The 20904-nt window shown below is 70.2% G+C and carries 20 protein-coding genes and 1 tRNA gene; 12 read left to right on the top strand and 9 right to left on the bottom strand.

The annotated features are described in order from the left end of the window. Positions 1–12: 12 nt before the first annotated feature. Entirely contained in the window at positions 13–816 is an 804-nt protein-coding gene (gene ubiG / locus ASD59_RS11275) for a bifunctional 2-polyprenyl-6-hydroxyphenol methylase/3-demethylubiquinol 3-O-methyltransferase UbiG (protein ID WP_082560170.1), read from the bottom strand. A gap of 55 nt (positions 817–871) precedes the next feature. On the opposite strand from ubiG, the gene ASD59_RS11270 reads away from it, so the two are divergent. The 6 genes from ASD59_RS11270 to ASD59_RS11245 all read left to right on the top strand — a co-directional run bounded on the left by ASD59_RS11270 (position 872) and on the right by ASD59_RS11245 (position 7891). Then, a complete protein-coding gene (locus ASD59_RS11270) occupies positions 872–2146 on the top strand; it encodes an aspartate kinase (RefSeq protein ID WP_055831784.1) in 1275 nt (424 codons plus the stop codon). Further along, positions 2146–2496 carry a DUF3147 family protein gene (locus ASD59_RS11265; RefSeq protein ID WP_055831725.1) on the top strand — a complete coding sequence of 117 codons (351 nt, stop codon included), beginning with the start codon at positions 2146–2148 and terminating at the stop codon, positions 2494–2496. Before ASD59_RS11270 ends, ASD59_RS11265 begins: the two co-directional genes overlap by 1 nt. Before the next feature lie 72 nt (positions 2497–2568). Then, on the top strand, positions 2569–4773 hold the full coding sequence (gene ptsP / locus ASD59_RS11260; protein WP_442854277.1) for a phosphoenolpyruvate--protein phosphotransferase: 2205 nt from the start codon (positions 2569–2571) through the stop codon (positions 4771–4773). 195 nt (positions 4774–4968) lie between these two features. Beyond that, entirely contained in the window at positions 4969–6051 is a 1083-nt protein-coding gene (locus tag ASD59_RS11255) for a helix-turn-helix domain-containing protein (RefSeq protein WP_055831723.1), read from the top strand. A gap of 56 nt (positions 6052–6107) precedes the next feature. Continuing rightward, positions 6108–7262, top strand: coding sequence for a flavodoxin-dependent (E)-4-hydroxy-3-methylbut-2-enyl-diphosphate synthase (ispG, locus tag ASD59_RS11250; protein WP_055831722.1), 1155 nt, complete (start codon positions 6108–6110; stop codon positions 7260–7262). 32 nt (positions 7263–7294) lie between these two features. Continuing rightward, positions 7295–7891: a glutathione S-transferase family protein gene (locus ASD59_RS11245; RefSeq protein ID WP_055831721.1), complete on the top strand. Its 597-nt coding sequence runs from the start codon at positions 7295–7297 to the stop codon at positions 7889–7891. Positions 7892–7938: 47 nt separating this feature from the next. Here ASD59_RS11245 and ASD59_RS11240 read toward each other — a convergent pair whose 3' ends face one another. The 3 genes from ASD59_RS11240 to ASD59_RS11230 form a co-directional block, all read right to left on the bottom strand. After that, positions 7939–8718, bottom strand: a complete 780-nt coding sequence (locus ASD59_RS11240) for a sulfite exporter TauE/SafE family protein (RefSeq protein WP_055831720.1) — start codon at positions 8716–8718, stop codon at positions 7939–7941. Positions 8719–8942: 224 nt separating this feature from the next. Beyond that, positions 8943–9470 carry a hypothetical protein gene (locus ASD59_RS11235; RefSeq protein WP_055831719.1) on the bottom strand — a complete coding sequence of 176 codons (528 nt, stop codon included), beginning with the start codon at positions 9468–9470 and terminating at the stop codon, positions 8943–8945. Positions 9471–9749: 279 nt separating this feature from the next. Beyond that, the gene (locus ASD59_RS11230; RefSeq protein ID WP_055831718.1) at positions 9750–10619 is read right to left on the bottom strand and encodes an isoaspartyl peptidase/L-asparaginase family protein; all 870 of its coding nucleotides are present in this window, start codon (positions 10617–10619) and stop codon (positions 9750–9752) included. A 106-nt stretch (positions 10620–10725) separates the two neighbouring features. Here ASD59_RS11230 and ASD59_RS11225 point away from each other — a divergent pair, with 106 nt between their 5' ends. Further along, positions 10726–11727 carry an NADPH:quinone oxidoreductase family protein gene (locus ASD59_RS11225; RefSeq protein WP_055831717.1) on the top strand — a complete coding sequence of 334 codons (1002 nt, stop codon included), beginning with the start codon at positions 10726–10728 and terminating at the stop codon, positions 11725–11727. Here the strand turns inward: ASD59_RS11225 and ASD59_RS11220 are convergent. Further along, complete coding sequence (locus tag ASD59_RS11220) at positions 11724–12122, bottom strand: YkvA family protein (protein WP_055831716.1); 399 nt, start codon at positions 12120–12122, stop codon at positions 11724–11726. The genes ASD59_RS11225 and ASD59_RS11220 overlap by 4 nt on opposite strands. 54 nt (positions 12123–12176) lie before the next feature. Between ASD59_RS11220 and ASD59_RS11215 the strand changes: the two genes are divergently transcribed. From ASD59_RS11215 to lpdA, 5 genes are all read left to right on the top strand, one after another. Then, positions 12177–12959 carry an SDR family NAD(P)-dependent oxidoreductase gene (locus tag ASD59_RS11215; RefSeq protein ID WP_055831715.1) on the top strand — a complete coding sequence of 261 codons (783 nt, stop codon included), beginning with the start codon at positions 12177–12179 and terminating at the stop codon, positions 12957–12959. A gap of 128 nt (positions 12960–13087) precedes the next feature. Next, positions 13088–13162, top strand: a tRNA-Gly gene (locus tag ASD59_RS11210). Between the two features lie 460 nt (positions 13163–13622). Then, on the top strand, positions 13623–15422 hold the full coding sequence (locus ASD59_RS11205) for a PAS domain-containing sensor histidine kinase (RefSeq protein ID WP_055831714.1): 1800 nt from the start codon (positions 13623–13625) through the stop codon (positions 15420–15422). 65 nt (positions 15423–15487) lie between these two features. Next, complete coding sequence (locus tag ASD59_RS11200) at positions 15488–15973, top strand: hypothetical protein (RefSeq protein ID WP_055831713.1); 486 nt, start codon at positions 15488–15490, stop codon at positions 15971–15973. Positions 15974–16101: 128 nt separating this feature from the next. Beyond that, a complete protein-coding gene (lpdA, locus tag ASD59_RS11195) occupies positions 16102–17517 on the top strand; it encodes a dihydrolipoyl dehydrogenase (RefSeq protein WP_055831712.1) in 1416 nt (471 codons plus the stop codon). 15 nt (positions 17518–17532) lie between these two features. On the opposite strand, the gene ASD59_RS11190 is transcribed toward lpdA, so the two are convergent. From ASD59_RS11190 to fsa, 4 genes are all read right to left on the bottom strand, one after another. Then, positions 17533–18519: an aspartyl protease family protein gene (locus ASD59_RS11190; protein ID WP_056620232.1), complete on the bottom strand. Its 987-nt coding sequence runs from the start codon at positions 18517–18519 to the stop codon at positions 17533–17535. A gap of 83 nt (positions 18520–18602) precedes the next feature. Next, on the bottom strand, positions 18603–19532 hold the full coding sequence (locus ASD59_RS11185; RefSeq protein ID WP_055831710.1) for a tyrosine recombinase XerC: 930 nt from the start codon (positions 19530–19532) through the stop codon (positions 18603–18605). Then, the gene (locus ASD59_RS11180) at positions 19514–20215 is read right to left on the bottom strand and encodes a DUF484 family protein (protein ID WP_055831709.1); all 702 of its coding nucleotides are present in this window, start codon (positions 20213–20215) and stop codon (positions 19514–19516) included. The genes ASD59_RS11185 and ASD59_RS11180 overlap by 19 nt, the downstream gene beginning before the upstream one ends. Positions 20216–20236: 21 nt before the next feature. Further along, on the bottom strand, positions 20237–20890 hold the full coding sequence (gene fsa, locus ASD59_RS11175) for a fructose-6-phosphate aldolase (RefSeq protein ID WP_055831708.1): 654 nt from the start codon (positions 20888–20890) through the stop codon (positions 20237–20239). Positions 20891–20904 lie beyond the last annotated feature (14 nt).

Below are 20904 nucleotides of genomic sequence, written 5' to 3'. Positions count from 1 at the left end.
CGTAAGGCCGCGTCAGTCGCGCGTGGCGACCATCATGTAGTTGATCCCGGCGTCCGTCGTTTCGCTCCAGCGATCCGTGAACGGATCATAAGCGAGACCGAAGGGTCCGGTCACCGCGACCGGCTCGGCCGACAGCATCAGCCGGATCTCGTCGGGCTTGAGGAACTGGTTCCAGTCGTGCGTCCCCGCCGGCACCCAGCGCAGGACGTATTCCGCCGCGATCTTGCCGAGCGCCAGCGACTTCAGCGTCCGGTTCAGGGTGGCCACGACCATCATCCCGCCCGGCTTCACCAGCCGCGAACAGGCGCGGATGAAGGCCTCGGGATCGGCGACATGCTCGATCACCTCCATGGTCAGGACCACGTCGAACGGCCCCGCCCCCCCGGCCTCCATCTGCTCCACCGTCGCGGCGCGGTAGGCGATGTCCAGCCCCTGCTGTTCCGCATGGGTCCGGGCGGTGCCGATGTTCTCGGCCGAGGCGTCGATGGCGGTGACCGCGAACCCCATCCGCCGCATCGGCTCGGCGATCAGCCCGCCGCCGCAGCCGACGTCCAGCAGGGTCAGGCCGGCGAACGGCGCGCGCGTCCCGGGATCGCGCCCGAACCGCTCCGCCGCCCGGTCGCGGACGAAGGCCAGCCGCGCCGGATTGAATTTGTGCAGCGGCGCGAACGGCCCGCGCGCGTCCCACCATTCCGCCGCCTGGGCCGAAAAGCGCGCCACGTCGGCGGGGTCGATCGACGGCCCCTGCGCCGGATCGTTGAAATCCGGGCGGCTTTGGGGTTTGCGCGCAGATACCGTGTCGTTAGAAGCGGCCATGGGCCGAGGGATGAACCCGCGCGGCCTTCCACGCAAGATGGGGCGATCCGCCACGATGACGCGGCCAGACACGACGCGACTGGTGATGAAGTTCGGCGGCACCTCGATGGGCGACCTCGAGCGGATCCGCCGCGCCGCCCGTATCGTCGCCGCCGAGGCCGCCGCCGGCAAACAGGTCGCCGTCGTCGTCTCAGCCATGGCCGGCAAGACCAATGAGCTGGTCGCCTGGACCGACGGCGCCGGCCGCCCGGGCCAGGGGATCGAACCGTCCGACGACGAATACGACGTCGTCGTCGCCTCGGGCGAACAGGTCACCGCCGGCCTGCTGGCGCTGACGCTGCGCAACATGGGGCTGAACGCGCGGACCTGGATGGGCTGGCAGATTCCGATCCTGACCGACGACGCCCACGGCCGCGCCCGCATCGAGGACGTCCCGGGCGAGGTGCTCGGCGCCGCCATGGACAAGGGCGAGATCGCCGTCGTCCCCGGCTTCCAGGGCGTCAGCCGCTCGGGCCGGATCACCACCCTGGGCCGGGGCGGCTCGGACACCTCCGCCGTGGCCGTGGCCGCGGCCCTGAACTGCCCGTGCGACATCTACACCGACGTCGACGGCGTCTACACCACCGATCCCCGCATCGAGAGCCGCGCCCGCCGCCTCGAGAAGATCTCCTACGAGGAGATGCTGGAGATGGCCTCTCTCGGGGCCAAGGTGCTGCAGACCCGCTCGGTCGAACTGGCCATGGCCAAACAGGTGCCGCTGCGCGTGCTATCAAGCTTCATCGAACCCGACGAGAACGGGGCCCTGCCCGCCAACGCCGGCACCCTGATCTGCGACGAGGAGGAAATCGTGGAAAAACGCATCGTGTCCGGCGTCACCATGAGCCGCGACGAGGCCCGCATCACCCTGCTGGGCCTGTCCGACCGGGTCGAGGCCCCCGCCGACGTCTTCACCCGCTTGGCCGAGGCCAATGTGAACGTCGACATGATCGTCCAGTCGCAGGCGCGCAGCGAGGGGGCGGTCAACCTGACCTTCACCACCGGCCGCCGCGACGCCGCCCGCGCCGCCGAGCTGATGCGCGCGGCCCAGCACGAGATCGGCTTCGAGGAGCTGCGCGTCGACGAGGACGTGGCCAAGGTCTCGGTCGTCGGCGTCGGCATGCGCAGCCACGCGGGCGTCGCCCAGACCATGTTCCGGGCGCTGGCCGACAAGGGCGTGAAATTCCAGGCCATCTCGACCTCCGAGATCAAGATCAGCGTCCTGATCGATGCGGCCTATGCGGAACTGGCCGTTCGCGCCCTGCATGCCGCCTACGGTCTCGAGACCGTCTGATGCTGTACGGGGTCATCAAGGCCCTGATCTCCGGCCTGCTGGTGGGGCTGGTGTCCGAGACCGCGCGCCGCAACGCCGCGCTCGGCGCCCTGTTCGCCTCCTTGCCGCTTGTTTCCGTGCTGGGCATGATCTGGCTGTGGCGCGACACCCGTGACGCCGACCGCCTGGCCGATCATGCGCAGGCGACCTTCTGGTATGTGCTCCCCTCCCTGCCCATGTTCCTGCTGATCCCCGCGCTGCTGCGGCGGGGCGTCGGCTTCTGGCCCGCGCTCCTCGCCGGGTGCGCGCTGACGGTAGTTCTGTATGGTGTAACCGTAGCCGTCGCAGCGCGCGTCGGCGTCAGACTGTAGGGCGACGGCATGCCGGTTGGCGGATTGACGACGAGGGGGCCGCGCAACCTCCTTCGCCAGATCCGCGAGGCCATGGCCGGCGCGGCGCCGGCCCAGGACCGGCTCGACATGGTCGTGCGCACCATCGCCCGGTCGATGGTGGCCGAGGTCTGCTCCATCTATCTGCGCCGCGCCTCGGGCGAGCTGGAGCTGTTCGCCACCCAGGGCCTGAATCCCGAAGCGGTGCACAAGACCCGGCTGCGCCCCGGCGAGGGCCTGGTCGGCGAGGTGGCGCGTCTGGCCGAGCCGATCAGCCTGTCGAACGCGCCCGCCCATCCCAGCTTCGCCTACCGGCCGGAAACGGGGGAGGACCCCTACCACGCCTTCCTCGGCGCGCCCCTGCTGCGCGGCGGCCGCGCCATCGGCGTGCTGGTCGTCCAGAACCGCTCCGAGCGGCGCTATGACGAGGAGGAGGTCGAGGACATCCAGACCATCGCCATGGTCCTGGCCGAGACCGTGGCCTCGGGCGAACTGCTGGCCCAGGACGAACTGCGCGACATCGAGGTGGCGCCGCACCGGCCCGAGCGGATCAAGGGTCAGCGCTTCGCCGAGGGCCTCGCCTACGGCCATGTCGTGCTGCACGAGGCGCCGATCCCGCCCGAGAACCTGCTGGCCGAGGATCCTGCGGTCGAGGAGATCCGGCTGCGCGAGGCTCTCATCGCCCTCAAGGCCAATATCGATTCCATGCTCGAGGGCGGGCAGGGCAAGCTGGCCGGGGCCTCGTTCGAGGTGCTGGAAACCTATCGCATGTTCGCCGACGATCGCGGCTGGAACCGGTCGCTGGAGGAGGCCGTGCGCACCGGCCTGACCGCCGAGGCCGCCGTCGACCGCGTCCGCAACGAGCACCGCGCCCGCTTCGCCCAGGCCCGCGACCCCTACATCAAGGAGCGGCTGCACGACTTCGAGGATCTGGCCAACCGGCTGCTGCGGGTCCTGGCCGGCGACAACCCCGGCCATCGCGACCTGCCTGACGACGCCATCCTGGTGGCCCGCAACCTCGGCCCCGCCGACCTGCTGGAGTATCCGCGCCACAAGCTGAGAGGCCTGCTGCTCGAGGAGGGCTCGGCCGCCAGCCACGCCGCCATCGTCGCCCGTGCGCTGCAGATTCCCTGCGTCGGCCGCGTCATGGGCCTGCGCGACCGCCTGTCCGAGGGCGATCTCGTCATCGTCGACGGCGAGACCGGCGAGACCTATCTGCGCCCCCGGCCCGACATGCTGGCCGCCGTCCAGTCGCGCATGCTGGTGCGCAGCGAACGCCAGGCCGAGTTCGCCAAGCTGCGCGACGTGCCCGCCGTCACCCTGGACGGGACCCGCATCACCGTCCTGACCAACGCCGGCCTGGCGGTGGACCTGGAGAACCTCGACGCCACGGGGGCTGAGGGCATCGGCCTGTTCCGCACCGAATTCCAGTTCATGGTGTCGGAGGAACTGCCCCGGCTGACCACCCAGACGGCCCTCTACAAACTCGTCCTCGACACCGCCGGCGACCGGCCCGTCATCTTCCGCACCCTCGATATCGGCGGCGACAAGGTCCTGCCCTATCTGGAGACCGAGCGGGAGGAGAACCCGGCGCTCGGGCGCCGCGCCATCCGCCTGGGCCTCGACCGCCCCGGCCTGCTGAGGCTGCAGCTGCGGGCCCTGCTCACCGCCGCCGCCGGGCGCGAGCTGCGCGTCATGTTCCCGATGATCGCCACCGTGGACGAGTTCCGCGCCGCCCGCGAACTGGTCGACGTCGAATGCGCCTGGGCCAAACGCCGGGGCCGGGCCCTGCCCGCCCTGCTGCGTGTCGGAGCCATGATCGAATGCCCCAGCCTGCTGTGGCACCTCGACGCCCTGCTGCCGCTGACGGACTTCGTCTCGATCGGCACCAACGATCTGTTCCAGTACATGTTCGCCGCCGACCGCACCAATCCGCTGGTGTCCGATCGCTACGATCCGCTGTCGCCGCCGGCCCTGCGCGCCCTGGCCGAGATTCAGAAGCGATGCGCCGACACCGGAACGCCCGTCTCGGTGTGCGGCGAAATGGCCGGCCGCCCGCTCGAGGCTTTCGCCCTGCTGACGCTGGGCTTCACCCGGCTGTCGGCCCCTGCCGGCGGCGTGGGGCCGGTCAAGCGGATGATCCTGTCGGCCGACCTGACCGCGGCGCGGCGGAGCATGACCAACCTGCTCGGCTCCTCGGCCGGATCGATCCGCGGCGAGCTGGAATCCCTGGCCCGGAAATTGAACGTCACGATCTGATCGTCCCGCGCCCGAATTGGCCGGCACGCCTAACAAATCGTTGATCGGTCAGCTCAAATGAGTTATCCACAAGCCGGAACCGGGTGGTCTGCGGGGGCAGGCCCGAACTGTCATCCCGATATGGTACAGGCCCCGAGTTCGAGTACGGCGTCGCATGGGGACACCCCATGCGAACCGAGCGTGGGGTCAGGATCTATGGCGCTGGATACGGGGAACAGGTCCGACGAATTCCGGACTGATCCCGAATGGAAGGACGTCGTTCCGTCGATCACGGACGCGCTGACGCTCGGCGACGGCCTGCGACTGGCCCGCGAGCAGTCGGGCCGGTCCCTCGCCGAATTGTCCGCCGTCACCCGCGTGCCCGTCCGCTATCTGACCGCGCTCGAGCAGAACGACTTCTCGACCCTGCCCAACCGCGTCTTCTCGATCGGCTATGTCCGCGCCTACGCCGACGCCCTGGGCCTGGACGAACAGCTGGCGGTGGAGCGGTTCAAGCGCGAGACCCCCGATCCTTCCGTGCCGCTCCAGGCGCCCGTCGGCGTGGCCTTCGAGGATGTCCGCCGCTATTCGCCGCGCCTGATCGCCGCCGGTCTGGCTCTCGTCCTGGCCGTGATCGGCTGGAATGTCTTCCAGCGCGTCAGCCTGATGCGCGCGCCCCAGCCCTCCGACATCGCCGCGGTCCCCGAAAGCTGGACCCTGGGCGCCGTCCCGGGCCAGAGCCCCTTGCGGCTGTCCGCGCCCCAGCCCGCGCCGCCGGACCAGACCATTCCGGCTCTCTACATCACGCCCGGCCTCGAGGCCGAGCTGACCGGCGTCGATCCGGCTTCGCCCGAAGGTCTGGCCGCGGCGGCCGCCGCCTCGGCGTCTCCGGTCCAGCGGGCCTTCAATCCGCGCGGCGCCATCTACGGCGCCTCCGCCAGCGCCTCACAGGTGGTGATCCAGGCCCGCAAGGCCGCCAGCCTGGTCGTCCGGATGGCCGACGGCCGGGTGCTGTTCGCCCGCCAGCTCTCCGCCGGAGACGCCTGGCGCGCGCCGGTCGGCGTCGCCGCCACGGTCGACGTCTCGGACCCGACCGCCTTTGACGTCTATCTGAACGGCGAGCATGGGGGCGCGCTGGACGCCGCCCTGACGCCTCTGGGCCAGCTGAACGTCCGGGCCCAGGCCCTGGCCCGTCAGGCCGCCGCCGAGGTCGCCGCCCGCACCCAGGCCGCCCAGGCGGAGGCCCAGACCCGCGCCGCCAGCGTCCAGTCCGCCATGGTCACGGCCGCCGGGGGCTGATTGCGACAGCGCTTGTCGTGGCCTTGCCGCAATCGAACGCCTATGTTGCGCCCGTCATGAGCGCTGACCATTCGCATATCCGTCCCTGGCGTCACATCGAACGCCGCAAGAGCCGCCAGATCATGGTCGGCGCCGTGCCCGTGGGCGGCGATGCGCCGATCAGCGTCCAGTCGATGACCAATACGCCGACCTCGGACGCGGCGGCGACGATCGACCAGATCCGCCAGCTGGAAGAGGCCGGGGCCGACATCGTCCGCGTCTCCTGCCCCGACGAGGACTCGACCGCCGCCTTCCGCACCATCGCCCGCGAGGCGAAGGTCCCGCTCGTCGCCGATATCCATTTCCACTACAGGCGCGGCATCGAGGCCGCCCGGGCCGGCGCCGCCTGCCTGCGCATCAATCCCGGCAACATCGGCTCGCCCGACCGGGTCCGCGAGGTCATCCAGGCCGCCAAGGACCACGGCTGCTCGATGCGCATCGGCGTCAACGCCGGCTCTCTGGAGCGCGACCTGCTCGAGAAATACGGCGAGCCCTGCCCCGAGGCCATGGTCGAGAGCGCCCTCAACCACGCCCGCATCCTGCAGGATCACGACTTCCACGAATTCAAGATTTCGGTGAAGGCCTCCGACCCCTTCCTGACCGTCGCCGCCTATCAGCAGCTGGCCGAGGCCATCGACTGCCCGCTGCACCTCGGCGTCACCGAGGCGGGCCCGCTGCGCTCGGGCACGATCAAGTCGGCCATCGGCATGGGGAACATGCTGTGGGCCGGCATCGGCGACACCATCCGCGTCTCCCTGGCCGCCGATCCGGTGGAGGAGATCAAGGTCGGCTTCGACATCCTCAAATCGTTGGGTCTGCGGCACCGGGGCGTCAACATCATCGCCTGCCCGTCCTGCGCGCGTCAGGGCTTCAACGTCATCGAGACCGTCGGCATCCTGGAAGAGAAGCTGGCCCATGTGACCACGCCGATGTCGCTGTCGATCATCGGCTGCGTCGTCAACGGACCGGGCGAAGCTCTGTATACGGACGTTGGCTTCACCGGCGGCGGGGCCGGGTCAGGCATGGTCTATCTGAACGGCAAGATGGCGTTCAAACAGGCCAATGACGGCATGATCGACCAGATCGTCGAGCTGGTCGAACAGAAGGCCGCCGAACTGGACGCCGCGCGGGCGCTGCAGGCCGCCCCGCCGGTCCTCGAACCTGCCGAATAATCCGCCGTCCCGCTGGAAAGCCGCCCGTCGACATGAAGCTCTACATCACCGGCCCGTCACCCTTCGCCCGCAAATGCCGCATCGTCGCCCGTGAAAAGGGCCTGATCGACCGGATCGAGGAGGTCGCCGTCGACCCCTACGCCAATGCCCCCGAACTGCTGGCGTCCAACCCGATCGTCCAGGTCCCGACCCTGATCGCCGAGGACGGCCTGCCGATCAACGACAGTCCCGTGATCTGCGAATACCTCGACGCGCTCGGCTCCGGGCCCCGCCTGATGCCCGCCGACGGGCCTGAACGCCTCGCCGTGCGGCGGATGGAGACCCAGGCGAACGCCGCCCTGGAGATGGGGGTCAAGCTGCTGCTCGAACTCCGCCGCCCCGAAAGCGAACGCTCGCCGTCGTGGATCGCCCGCTGGACCGAGAACATGGGCCGCGCGCTGGACGCCCTCGAGGCCGCCCGTCCCGACGCCGCCCGGCTCGACATGGGCGTCATCACCGCCGGCGTCGCCGTGGCCTGGATCGGTTTCCGCCACCCCGGCTTCGACTGGCGCGCAGGACGTCCGCGTCTGGTCGCCCTGCACGAGGCGATCGAGGCCCGGCCCAGCTTCGCGGAAACCCGGCCTGGTTGAGCCGCGGGACGATGGCGCGGCGGGCCGAACCCGCCGCCCTTTTCGTATCAGGCGATCACGCCGGCCAGTTGCATCGCCTGGAATCCGGCCAGCAGCAGCAAGGTGGCGCCGACCGCATAGGTCATGGGCTTGCGCGGCACGCGCTTGGCGATCAGCCCCGCGAACGGCGCCGCCGCCAGACCTCCGACGATCAACCCCCCGACGGCCGCCGCGTGGTGCTCCAGGGCTCCGGCGTCGGCCCAGTGGCCCGAAATCAGGGCCCAGACGAAGGTGGCGCTGACGGCCACGGTCAGAAAGAACTCGGCGGTATTGGCCGTGCCGATGGCGCGGCGCGGCTCCTGTCCGGCCCCGACCAGGGTCGAGGACACCGTCGGTCCCCAGCCCCCGCCGCCGACCGCATCGAGAAAGCCGCCGACCAGCCCCAGCGGCCAGGCCGCCCACGACGGGATATGGCGGAGCAGAATGTCATGGCCGGCCCGCCACAGGATGTAGACCCCCATCAGCCCCAGATAGGTGACGATGAAGGGCTTGATGACGTCCCCGTCTATGCCCGTCAGCACATAGGCTCCGACGCAGCCGCCGATCACCCCGGCGATGGCCAGCGGCAGCAGCAGCCGCCAGTCCACATTGCGGTGCGCGACGTGGCTGCCGGCCGAGGCGGCGGTGGTGAAGACCTCGGCCCCGTGCACGCTGGCCGAGGCCATGGCCGGCGGCACGCCGAAGGCCAGCAGCACCGACGACGAGATCACGCCATAGGCCATGCCCAGGGCCCCATCGACCGATTGCGCCAGCACGCCGACGACCAGGAACAGCAGAAAGGTTTCCATTGAGTCCGATCGAACAGCCAGGCCTGATTCCGCAAAGCTTTGCCGCGCCTTTGGTTGCCGACAGGAAGTCACGGAGCGGTCGGCCACGGTGCGGGCGATGGCCTCCGCCACGTCGCGGCCTCCCCGGGGCTCGAGCGCCAGGGCGGTCCCGCAGTCCGAACCCGCCATAGCCCGCCTCTTCCAGCAGCCACTGCGCGGGAAGGAGACGCCGGCCCGTTTTCGCGTCAGCCGACCGTGGCGTTGTGCGGGCCGCGATCGCGCGGGTTGCGGCCGAAGGCCTGGTCGCAGACGGCGCGGCCGAATTCTTCCGAAACCATCATCTGACGGTCACCGAGAACGCCGCCCAACGGCCCCTGGGCGCTGGTCGCCACGGACACGGGAAAGCGGCCGACGATGCGGTTTCCGTGCGAGGGATCGACGAACTCCACCGTGCCGGACAGGGTGTGGACGCCGTCGCCGTTCAGCAGGGTTTCGAGCCGGCCGGCGCGCTGCATCCGGTCGATGTGGACGCGGACGTCGATGGGGGCCGTGCCCCACATGCAGCGCCTCAGTTCCTCGTGGACCTCGTCGGAGAAGGTTTCGGCGAAATCGTCCCCGGCGTTCAGCCATTCGCTGGACAGGGTGATGCTGCCGACCTGCGCCGTTTCCTGCAGACCCGGCGGCAGGCCGATGGGCGGGCCGCCCTGGACGACGGGCGCGCAGGCGGCGGTGGTCAGCAGGACGGCGGCGGCGAGGACGGCGGCGGACTTCATTGGAGGCTCCCGGTGTGTCGCCAAGCTTTAGCGTAGCAGGCGGTGAACGCCGGATGAACCGCGTTCGCCCGCGGATGAAATCTCTGTAATTCGCGCCCGGTCGCCCCGTGCGTCCGAATCTGACGTCGCCGTCCGCCAGACTGTTGCGCGTCGGGGATGCGTCGGACGCCTTGGACGCAGTCTACCGCGCGCCCCTCAGCAAAATCATGCGGTTAGATGGAAACGGCAGACGAGCTGGACGATTCAGACGGTGTTTTTTCCAGCGCGGCGTCTACCGGTTCAGAGGCCGAACACCTCGACCCCGATGTCGCCGCCGGGCGTCAGCCAGGCGCGCTTCATGCCTTGGCTGTTGAAGGGGTGGGCGATGTTTCCGTCGCGGTCGAGGGCGATCAGGCCGCCGTCGCCGCCCATGCCGCCGATCTCGTCGATCACCGCGCGGCCGGCCTCGGCCAGGGTCTGGCCCGCGCCAACGCGCCAGCTGACCTGGGCGCAGGCGGCGACGCGGATGAAATATTCGCCCTGCCCGGTGCCCGAGACGGCGACGCGGCCGTCGGCCCAGCTGCCGGCGCCGGGGATGGGGGTGTCGCCGACGCGGCCCGGCATCTTGCCGAACACGCCCGCCGTCGAGGTGGCGGCCGCCAGCCGGCCCTGGTCGTCCAGAACGCAGCAGCCGACGGTGCCGTGGCTCAGCGTGCCGGGCGGGTGGTTGTCCTCGCCCTGGCCGGCCCGGGTGAACCAGGCGTCCTCGTCGCCGATCATCTCCAGGCCCTGGTCGAGGGCGAACAGGGCGGCGCCCTCGCCGGCCAGCATGACATGCGGCGTGCGGTCCATCACCGCGCGGGCGGCCACGACGGGGTTGCGGAAGCCCTGCAGGGCGGCGACGGCGCCGGCCTTGCGGGTCGCGCCGTCCATCAGGCTGGCGTCCAGCTCATAGGCCCCCGCGAGGTTGGGCGAGGCGCCGCGTCCGGCGACATAGAGGCCCGAGTCCTCCAGCAGCACCGTCGTCTTGACCGCGACGTCCAGGGCGCTGGCGCCCGCGTCCAGCCGGACCTTCATCGCCGCCACCACCTCGCGCATGTGGGCGACCTCGCGGTCGTAGTTGCGCTCGCGCCGCGCGCCCGCGCCGCCGTGAAGGATGAGGGCCGTCATTCAGGGTCGTCTCCGGATCGCCCCTTTCAAACGGGCGTGGCGCTGATTAGCCTCAAGCCGACGCGCGCGCCACCGGGGCGGGACGCCTTTGCGAAAGACCTCCCCCATGCGCGCTGTCCTGTCCAAGGCTCCCGGCGGTCCCGAAACCCTCGTGGTCGAGGAGGTCATGGACCCCCGGCCGATGAAGGGCGAGGTGGTGATCGAGGTGCGGGCGATCGGGGTCAACTTCCCCGACACCCTGATCATCGAGGACCGGTATCAGTTCAAGCCGACCCGCCCCTTCTCGCCGGGCGGCGAGGTGGCGGGCGTGGTCGAGGCGATCGGCGAGGGCGTCACCAGCGTCCGCAAGGGCGACCGCGTCATCGCCGTTCCCGGCTGGGGCGGCATGGTCGAGCGACTGGCGGTTCCGGCCGCCTCGGTGATGAAGATCCCCGACGCCATGGATTTCAACACCGCCGCCGCCCTGGTGATGACCTACGGCACATCCTATTACGCGCTGAAGGACCGGGCCCAGCTGAAGGCGGGCGAGAGCCTGCTGGTGCTGGGGGCCGCGGGCGGGGTCGGCGTCGCCGCGGTCGAGCTGGGCAAGGCCATGGGGGCGCACGTCATCGCCGCCGCCTCGACCAACGACAAGGTGCAGTTCGCGCTGGAGGCCGGGGCCGACAACGGCCTGATCTATCCGTCGGGCAAGATGGACAAGGCGGCGCAGAAGGAGCTGTCGGGCGAGCTGAAACTGGCCTCGGGCCGCGACGGGCCGGACGTGGTCTATGACGCCGTCGGCGGCGACTATTGCGAGCCGGCCATCCGCTCGATGGACTGGAACGGCCGCTATCTGGTGGTCGGTTTCCCGGCCGGCATTCCCTCGCTGCCGCTGAACCTGACCCTGCTCAAGTCGGTGTCGGTGATCGGGGTGTTCTGGGGCGCGGCGGTGATGCGCGACCCGGCGGCCCACGCCGCCAACATGGCCGACCTGCTGCGCTTCTGGGAGGACGGCAGGATTCGCCCGCGCGTCAGCCAGACCTTCCCGCTGGAACGCGCCCATGAGGCCATCAAGGCACTGGGCGACCGGTCGGTGATGGGCAAGGTGGTGGTGACGGTGGAGAGCTAGCCGTCGCGCAGCCGCTCCAGCGCGGACGTGGCCTGGTCCTTGTGCCGGCGTTTGATATTGGCGCCGAGGGTGGCGATCAGGGCCGCGATCACCGCCGCGTCGTCGGTGAAGCCGATGCCGGCGAAGATGTCGGGAATGGCGTCGAAGGGCAGGACGAAATAGGCCAGCGCCCCGACCATGACACCCTTGGCCGCCGTCGGCGTCTCGGGATCGCGGGCGGCGAACCAGACCGACAGGGCCTGTCCGGCGAAGGGGATGCGCGAGGCCGTGCGCCGGATCTTGGGCCAGAAGCCCTTCTGCACCCGCACCTCGTTGACCCGCTGGATCGAGGGCACGAGGGCGCGCGACGGGTCCAGGGCCTCGTCGGGCGTGATCGGTTTGGCTTTGGCGGACATGGCGGCTAAACCCCGCGGCAATCTCAAGGTTCACACAACATAGGGGCTGCGGCCATGAAACTCGACAGTTCGATCGCGGCGGTGGTGACGGGCGGGGCCTCGGGTCTGGGCGAGGGAACGGCTCGGGCCATCGCGGCCACGGGCGCCAGGGTCGCCCTGTTCGACATGAATGCGGAAAAGGGCGAGGCGATCGCAAGGGAGATCGGCGGCGTCTTCTGCCTGGTCGACGTGACCGACGACGCCTCGGTCGCCGCCGGCTTCGAAAAGGCCCGCGCCGCCCACGGCCAGGAGCGCCTGACCGTGAATTGCGCCGGCATCGCCACGGGCCAGAAGACGGTCAGCCGCAAGAAGGACACCGGCGAGATCCGCGCCCACGACATGGCCCAGTTCGAGCGCACCGTGCGGGTCAATCTGTTCGGCACCTTCCGCGTCCTGTCGCAGTCGGCGGCGGGCATGGTGACGCTGGAGCCGATGGCCGACGGCGAACGCGGCCTGATCGTCAACACCGCCTCGGTGGCGGCGCAGGATGGCCAGATCGGCCAGGCGGCCTATTCGGCCTCCAAGGGCGGCGTCTACGCCATGACCCTCCCCGTCGCCCGCGATCTCGCCCAGGAAGGCATCCGCTGCAACACCATCCTGCCCGGCATCATGTGGACGCCGATGATGGCCGGCATGGACCAGAAGATCCAGGACGCCCTGGCCGCCGCCATCCCCTTCCCCAGCCGCCTGGGCACGCCCGCGGATTACGCCTCCCTGGTCCTGGAGCTGGTCCGCAACGTCTACATCAACGGCGAATGCATCCGCCTCGACGGCGCCATTCGGCTGGCGCCCCGCTGACGCGCAGAGCGGGGCGCTACCGCTCGCCGCGCGGCGGCTCGCTGCCTGAGCGCGTTTTGGGGTAATTTTATCGGAGGGGCTTGCGAGAAGAGCGGGCGCTCCGCTATACGCCCGCCTCCGACTGAAGTGCGGGCGTAGCTCAGTGGTAGAGCACAACCTTGCCAAGGTTGGGGTCGAGAGTTCGAATCTCTTCGCCCGCTCCAGTCGATTGAAGAGGCCCGGTCGCCAGATCGGGCCTTTTTCAATTTCCGCCCGGGCGGCGTGAGTTCGCCATCCTGGAAAAACACCTCCCGCCGTGCGGAACAGATCGTCGCGTTGCGTCTTTCCGGCCCCATGATCCATGCACCGATGACAGCCGAGGAGGTCGAACTGGACCGCGAGTGGAGAGCCAGGTTCGGCCAGCCGCTGCCCATGCTGGGGTGCGCAGACATCGTTCGCCGGATCCTTCTGCTCCCTGACAGCGCGGCGACGCCGGCCTGAGCGCCGGCCGGCGCGGGGCGCGACGTTTCGTGGACGCGGCCGGTTGCTGATCACCTGCCACTGGACCGCGGCATCAAGCCCCGCTAGTCGCCTTGGGGGCGAAAGCGGGCCAGTCCGGTTCGCCGTTTGCAGGGTGTCTCCCGAAAGGGCGCGCGGGGCGCCAGAACGGGACAGTCGGGTCGCATGTTTCTCGAAGGCCAGGTCAACTGGATGTGGGTGTGGGCCGCGCTCGCCGGCCTCGGCTGGCTCGCGGCCGTGGTCGCGATCTTCTTCGCCCTGCGCAAGAGCACCCAGCACGGCAGCGCCTCGGACCAGCTCGATCTGATACAGCGCATGGCCGAGGATTCGCAGAAGCGGCTGTTCGAGACCCTGAACGCCATTCCCGTCGCCCTGGTCGAGACCGACAAACAGGGCAAATTCGTCTTCGCCAACCGCGCCGCGCACCAGCTGCTGGGTCGCAAGGACGCCGAACTGATCGGCCTGCGGTTCCATTCGGCGACCTGGGGCATCACCTTCCCCGACGGTCGCCCGGTGCCGCCCGACCTGCTGCCCAGCGCCCGGGCCTTGCGGGGCCAGACGGTGAAGGGCTTCCAGCATCTGCTGGCCAATCCGGCCTCGCGCCGCAAGATGCTGGTCTCGGTGACGGCCATGCCGATCGAGAACGAGCTGGGCCAGATCACCGGCTCGACCGCCGCCCTCGTCGAGAGCGAAGGCCTGCAGACGCCCGAAATCATCCTGCCCGAGGCGGCCCCCGCACCGGCTGCGCGGTCCGACGCCCTCACCCGCCGGGTGTTCGACGCCGCCTCCAGCGCTCTCGTCGTTGTCGGAACCGACGGACAGGTGCGCGAGGCCAACCAAACCGCCCTGCTGCTGCTGGGCCGCGACGAGGCAGCCGGGGACTTCGTCGATCTGTTCCTGGCCGAAGGCGAGCGGGTCGAAGGCCGGCAAACGCTGCGGGCCGCCCTGTCCGCTCCCGCGGAGGAGGCGGGGGCGATCGTTCCGCGAACAGGCGGCGCCGAGGGAGTCCGCTGGTCCATCCTGCCGCTGACCAATGCGGAGGGGGCCGTCGACGCCCTGCTGCTGGCCGGCGAGCGCGCCGGCGCGGCGCCGGAGGCGGACGATGTCGGCACGCCCGTCGCCGAGGTCGTCGCGGCCGATCCTGCGGCCGAGGTCGAAGCCCTGCGCGCCGAGACCGTCGCAGCGCGGCTTCAGGCCGAAGAGGCGCTGGCCGCCGCCGCCGCCGCCCGCGAGGAGGCCGAGGCCGCGCGCGCCGCGGCGCTGAAAGCCGGACAGGATGCCGAGTTCCAGCTCCAGGGCGGCCGCCGTATGGAGAATGTCGGCCGCCTGACCGGCGGGCTGGCGCATGACTTCAACGCCCTGCTGGGCGTCATGACCGGGGCCCTGGACATGATGCTGCGTCAGGCCGACGACCCGGTCCGCGTGCGCCGCATCGGCCAGGCCGCGCTGGCCGCCGGACAGAAGGGCGAACTGCTGACGCGCCGTCTGACCGCCTTCTCGCAGGGGGATGACGAGCCCGTGCTGCGCGTTCTCGACGCCGGCGTGCTGTTGCGCGGCATGGAGACGCGGCTGCGGGCCATGGCCGGGCCAGGCGTGGACCTGATGATCGAGGGACCGTCCACCGACGCACCGGTACGGCTTGATCCCGTCGCCTTCGAGGGCGCGGTCGCCGGCCTGACGCGCAACGCCGTCGACGCCGTGGCGGGCCAGGGCTCGGTGGCGGTGCGGCTTGAGGCCCTGCTGGAGGGCGGGGTCCGTCTGAGCGTCCGCGACAGCGGTCCGGGCATGGACCGCGAACTGGCCGCCCGGGCGGTCGAGCCCTTCTTCACCACCCGCGAGGGCGCGGCGGGGCTGGGCCTGTCGCAGGCCTATGCCTTCTCGCGCCAGTCGGGCGGCGTCCTGTCCATCGACAGCGCCCCGGGCGAAGGCGCCGAAGTCTCCATCACCCTGCCCAGCGCGCGCTGACTCGCGCCCCTCTTTCGCCGGTTCCACAGACCGGTGTAAGGTTAACGCGGGTTGGGAGGCTCGAAATGAAGCTGTTGCGTCTGATGGTGATGTTGGCCGTGCTCGGTTACGCCGGGTGGCTGGCCTGGCCGTTTATCTCCCCGTTGATCGAGGGCGCCGCGCCGGATGCGGCGGCGGCGCGCGTGGGGGCCGAGGCCTCGGCGGGAGGAGACCTGTTCGGCTTCCTGCCGGTGTGGACGCTGTGGGCCGGAGCTGTGGGTCTTTATGTGATCGCGGCGCTGATGCTGGGCGCGGGGAACACCCGGGCGGCCGTGGCCTATTTCCTCGGCTTCGCCGCGGACGTCGTTCTGCGGCTGGCCGTCGACCGGCAGGGCGATGTGGGCGCCCGTTCGGGCGGACCCGCGACCATGGCGACGCCGGAGGGGATGGAGGGTTTGCCCGTCGAGCCGGTCTGGCTGGTGCTGGGCGTCCTGTTCCTGCTGGGCGTGCTGGTGGTGGTCGCCAGCCGGCGCATCCGGCGCAAGCGGACGGCGGGCCAGTTGAATTTCTGACGCCCGCTGAATTCGGGCGTCTGTCGGACGGACGCCGCCGCCCTTATATGCGGCGCGGCGGTTGACGCTCGCGGGCGGCGCCGTCAGGTTCCGCGCGCCTCCCGCGCCCACGACAGACGAGATACTCCATGGCCGAAGCCGTTTCCCCCAGCACCTATGACGTCGTCATCATCGGCGGCGGACCGGGCGGGTACAATGCGGCCATCCGGGCGGGCCAGCTGGGGCTGAAGGCCGCCTGCGTCGAGATGCGCGAAACGCTTGGCGGAACCTGCCTGAACGTCGGCTGCATGCCGTCCAAGGCGCTGCTGCATGCGTCGGAACTGTTCGAGACGGCGGCGAAGGAATTCCCGACGCTCGGCATCGAGGTCGGGGCGCTGAAACTGGATCTCGGCCAGATGATGAGCCAGAAGCAGGACAGTGTGACCGCCCTGACCAAGGGCATCGAATTCCTGTTCAAGAAGAACAAGGCCGACTGGATCAAGGGACGCGGCCGCATCGTCGGCAAGGGTCAGGTCGAGGTGACGGCCGCCGACGGGTCGAAGACGATCCTGACAGCGAAGGACATCGTCATCGCCACCGGTTCGGAGCCGACGCCGCTGCCGGGCGTGGCCTTCGAAGCGGACAAGGTCGTGGACTCGACCGGGGCCCTGTCGCTGCCGGCCGTGCCGAAGCATCTGATCGTGGTCGGCGCCGGCATCATCGGCTTGGAGCTGGGCTCGGTCTGGCGCCGGCTGGGCGCCCAGGTGACGGTGGTCGAATATCTCGACCGCATCACGCCCGGCATGGACAAGGACCTGGCGACCGCCTTCCAGCGCGCCCTGACCAAACAGGGCATGACCTTCCGGCTCGGAGCGAAGGTGACGGCGGCGAAGACCGGCAAGGACGGGGTGGAGCTGACCGTCGAACCGGCGGCGGGCGGAACGGCGGAGACGGTGAAGGGCGACGTGGTTCTGGTCGCCATCGGCCGCCGTCCGTACACGGAAGGCCTGGGACTTGAGACCATCGGAGTCGAGGCCGACAAGCGCGGCTTCCTCGCCGGCGACCACTTCAAGGTGGCCGAGGGCGTCTGGGTGATGGGCGACGTGACCCATGGCCCGATGCTGGCGCACAAGGCCGAGGAAGACGCCGTGGCCGTGATCGAGCTGATCGCCGGCAAGGCCGGTCACGTCGACTACAACCTGGTGCCCAGCGTGGTCTACACCGCCCCGGAAGTGGCCTGGGTCGGCAGGACCGAGGATCAGCTGAAGGCCGACGGGGTCGCCTACAAGGCCGGCAAATTCCCGTTCACCGCCAACAGCCGGGCGAAGATCAACCACGAGACAGAGGGCTTTGTGAAGGTGCTGGCCGACGCCGCGACCGACCGCATCCTGGGCGTTCACATTCTCGGGCCGCAGGCCGGAGAGATGATCGGAGAAGCCTGCGTGGCCATGGCCTTCGGCGGCTCGTCGGAAGACCTCGCCCGCATCTGCCATCCGCATCCGACCCGCTCGGAAGCCGTCAAACAGGCGGCCATGGGCGTCGAGGGCTGGACGATGCAGGTCTGACAGGGCGGTGGTCTGCTAGACCCCGGGGATTTCGAGCCTGCGGGTGGTCTGGCGGCGCAGACCCTCGAAGGTCACCGTATTGGCGGGGAAATCCAGGATGACATCCCGGAAGCGCCCCAGAAGGTCGGCCCCGATCAGCAGCGCCGGCCGGCCGGCGAGGCCCAGGGTCTCGAAACAGTGCAGGTCGGCGAACAGCATCGGAGTCGGCCCCAGCCGTTGCGGCCCGAGCCTGAGATCGTCGACCATGGCCAGGTTCGCGCTCAGGCTCTGACCCGTCACCCCGTAGATCGGCACCTCGCGGGCCACGCGGCCCCCGTCCGGGCGCCGCGCCGAAACCGCGCGCCGCAACGCCATATTGCCGATCGAATATTGCGCGCCGCTGTCGATGAAGGCTGACGTCGCCTGGCCGTCCACGGTGATCTGATTCATGATCATCTGACCGAAGCGGCCGCGGACCGAGCGCAGCCCGCCGCCCCGGCGCAGGCGTGACCCGGTGGCGATGTCGCCGCCCATGACGATGCTGAGTCCCCTCAGGCTCAGGCTGGCCGATCGCCGCGCGACATTGAATCTCAGCTTGAAGCGATCCAGCACGTCCAGGCCGATCAGGCCGTCGGCGCCCAGTTGGTCGCGCGGGAAGACCGGGCATGAGAGGTTCCGGAACCCGAGGCCGCTCAAGGCCAGCCGGTCGACCGCGACGCTGCGGGTCACCCGCGCCTCCGTGATCCCGTGAACCAGCACGGACCGCAACGGACGCAGGGCCAGCTGATCCGCCAGGGTGTCCGCGATCGAGGTCGCGCCCGCGCCGGTGTCGATCACGAACGTGAAAGGCCCGCGGCCGTCGATGAAGACCGCGGCGCCGACGCGCGTGAAAAGGTTGCTCAGCAACTGGATCGGCCGGTCCTCGACCAGCGGTTCGACCGGGTCCTGCGCGGCGGCGGGACCGGGAGGAAGGCCAAGGGCCCCGAGCCCGGCCAGCAAGACGCGACGGTCAAGGCCTGTCATGCAGTCTGGTCTCCGCACCGCCTCCCAGCGGATGGACCTTCACTGTAGGCGCGCCCGGGCGATCCTGACCAGCCCGTGCTTTTTCAGTGTCGCGGATGGGCGGCGGAATAGGCGTCGAGCAGATGTTTCGCGTCGACGGCGGTGTATTTCTGGGTGGTGGACAGGCTGGCGTGGCCCAGCAGTTCCTGAATGGCCCGCAAGTCCGCCCCTGCGCCCAGCAGGTGGGTGGCGAAGCTGTGCCGCAGGGCGTGGGGCGTCGCCGAGGCGGGCAGGCCAAGCCGGCCGCGCAGGCGCTGGACCATGGCCTGCACATGACGGGGCGTCAGCGGACCGCCCCGTCTGGCCCGGAACAGGGCGTCTCCGGATTCCAGCGGGAAGGGCTGGAGCGCCACATAGGCGTCCACCGCCGTCCGGACGGCGGGCAGGACCGGAGCCAGACGGGTCTTGCCGCCCTTGCCGGTGATGCGCAGCGTCTCCGGCAGGGGCGCGTCGGCGAGCGTCAGGGAAAGCCCCTCGGAGATCCGCAGGCCGCAGCCGTACAGCAGGGTCAGGACGGCGCGGTCGCGCGCGGCCTCCCACGGTTCGGCGTCGGGATCGGCGTCGGGCTCCTGCATCAGGCCGCGGGCCTGATCCTCGCTCACCGGCCGGGGCAGGGAGGCCTTGATCCGCGGCCCGCGCACCAGCGCCAGCTGCGGCGCGGGCGTGGCGCAGCGGCGGTCAAGGAAGGCGTGAAAGGCGCGGATCGCCGACAGGGTCTGGCTGATCGACCGCGCCGCCAGCGGACGGTCGCCGCCGCGCCGCTCGGCCAGATGGGCCCGAACCTCGGCGGCGGTCACGGTTCCCAGGTCGGCCAGCCGCTGGGGCCCGCCGCGATGGCTCTGCAGGAAGGCGAGGTAGCCCCGGCCGATGCGGCCATAGGCTTCCAGCGTATTGGCGGCCAGGCGGCGTTCGTGGGCCAGATGCTCGAGCCAGGCCGACAGGGCCTCGTCGGCGGTCAGCTCAGAATGGGCCATCGTTCGGCGGTCCGTTCCACCACCCGGGCGATGAAGGCCACCAGCTCGCAGCCCATGGTCGGGGCGAAGCCGTCTTCCTCGGGCGAGCCGAAGGCGCAGATGGCGTGGCGCGCCGGAACCTCGGCGCCGGGAAACTGGGGGGCCATGCGGATCAGGGCGACCGACTTCACCTCGGCCTCGGCCGCGCCGAACAGGTTCAGCCCGTCGAAATTCGGCCCCAGCCACGTCAGGCCGTGGTCGCCCAGCAGGGCGTCGACGCCGCCGGCCTCGAGACCGCGCCAGCCGAACGGCACGCCGCCGGGCTTCTCCAGGGCGATGGCGGCGCCGGCCAGGCCGAACCGGCCCTGCGCCACCGCATCAAGGCGGCGGGCGAGGTCGGAGGGATTGCGCGCCTCCATCAGGTCCAGGGCCGCGACATGGGTCTGGGTCTGGGCGGCGAAATTGGCGCGGGCGATGGATTCGATGCGCTTGCGGGCGTCGGCCTCGCGCTCGGCGACCTCTTCCAGCCGGGTCAGGGCCGCGCGGCCGAACTCCACGACGTTGCGGCCGTGCGGCTTGAGCCCGATCTCTTCCAGCAGGGAGCGATCATCCAGCAGGATCTGCGCGTTGGCCTGCAGCCAGGCGCGGATCTCCGGCCAGTGCGGTTCTTCCGGCTTGGACGAGAGGTCAGGCGAAACGCTCACAAACCTCTCCTCGAGGTCAAACTACAGGATCGACTGACCGGTCTTGCCCCAGTCCGCCAGGAAAGCATCAAGCCCCTTGTCGGTTAACGGGTGTTTGACCAGGGCCTTGAAAACGTCGGCCGGGATGGTCGCGGCGTCCGCGCCGGCGACGGCGGCGGCGCTGACATGGGCCGGATTGCGCAGCGACGCGGCCAGGATCTGCGTGTCGAAGCCGTGCACGTCGTACAGGACCCGGATCTCCTCCAGCAGGCCGATGCCGTCGGCCCCGTGGTCTTCCAGCCGGCCGACGAAGGGCGAGATGAATGTGGCGCCGGCCTTGGCGGCCAGCATGGCCTGGGCGGCCGAGAAGCACAGGGTGACGTTGGTCTTGATGCCTTTATCGGCGAAGGCGCGGGCGGCGCGCAGCCCGTCCCACGTCAGGGGCAGTTTCACCACCACGTTCGGGGCGATGGCGGCCAGCTTGTCGCCCTCCTTCACCATGGTCTCGAAATCGGTCGCCACGGCCTCGGCCGAGATCGGGCCCTCGACGAGGGCGCAAATCTCGGCGATGACCTCGGCGATGTTGCGACCGGATTTGGCGATCAGCGAGGGATTGGTGGTGACGCCGTCCACCATGCCGGTGGGGACCATGTCCTTGATGACGGCGACGTCGGCTGTGTCGAGGAAGAGTTTCATGAGCGTCTCTCTAG

Source organism: Brevundimonas sp. Root608, from assembly GCF_001427825.1.
Lineage (GTDB): Bacteria > Pseudomonadota > Alphaproteobacteria > Caulobacterales > Caulobacteraceae > Brevundimonas.
Note: the sequence above shows the minus strand (reverse complement) of the source record. Positions and strands in the feature narration are given on the sequence as shown.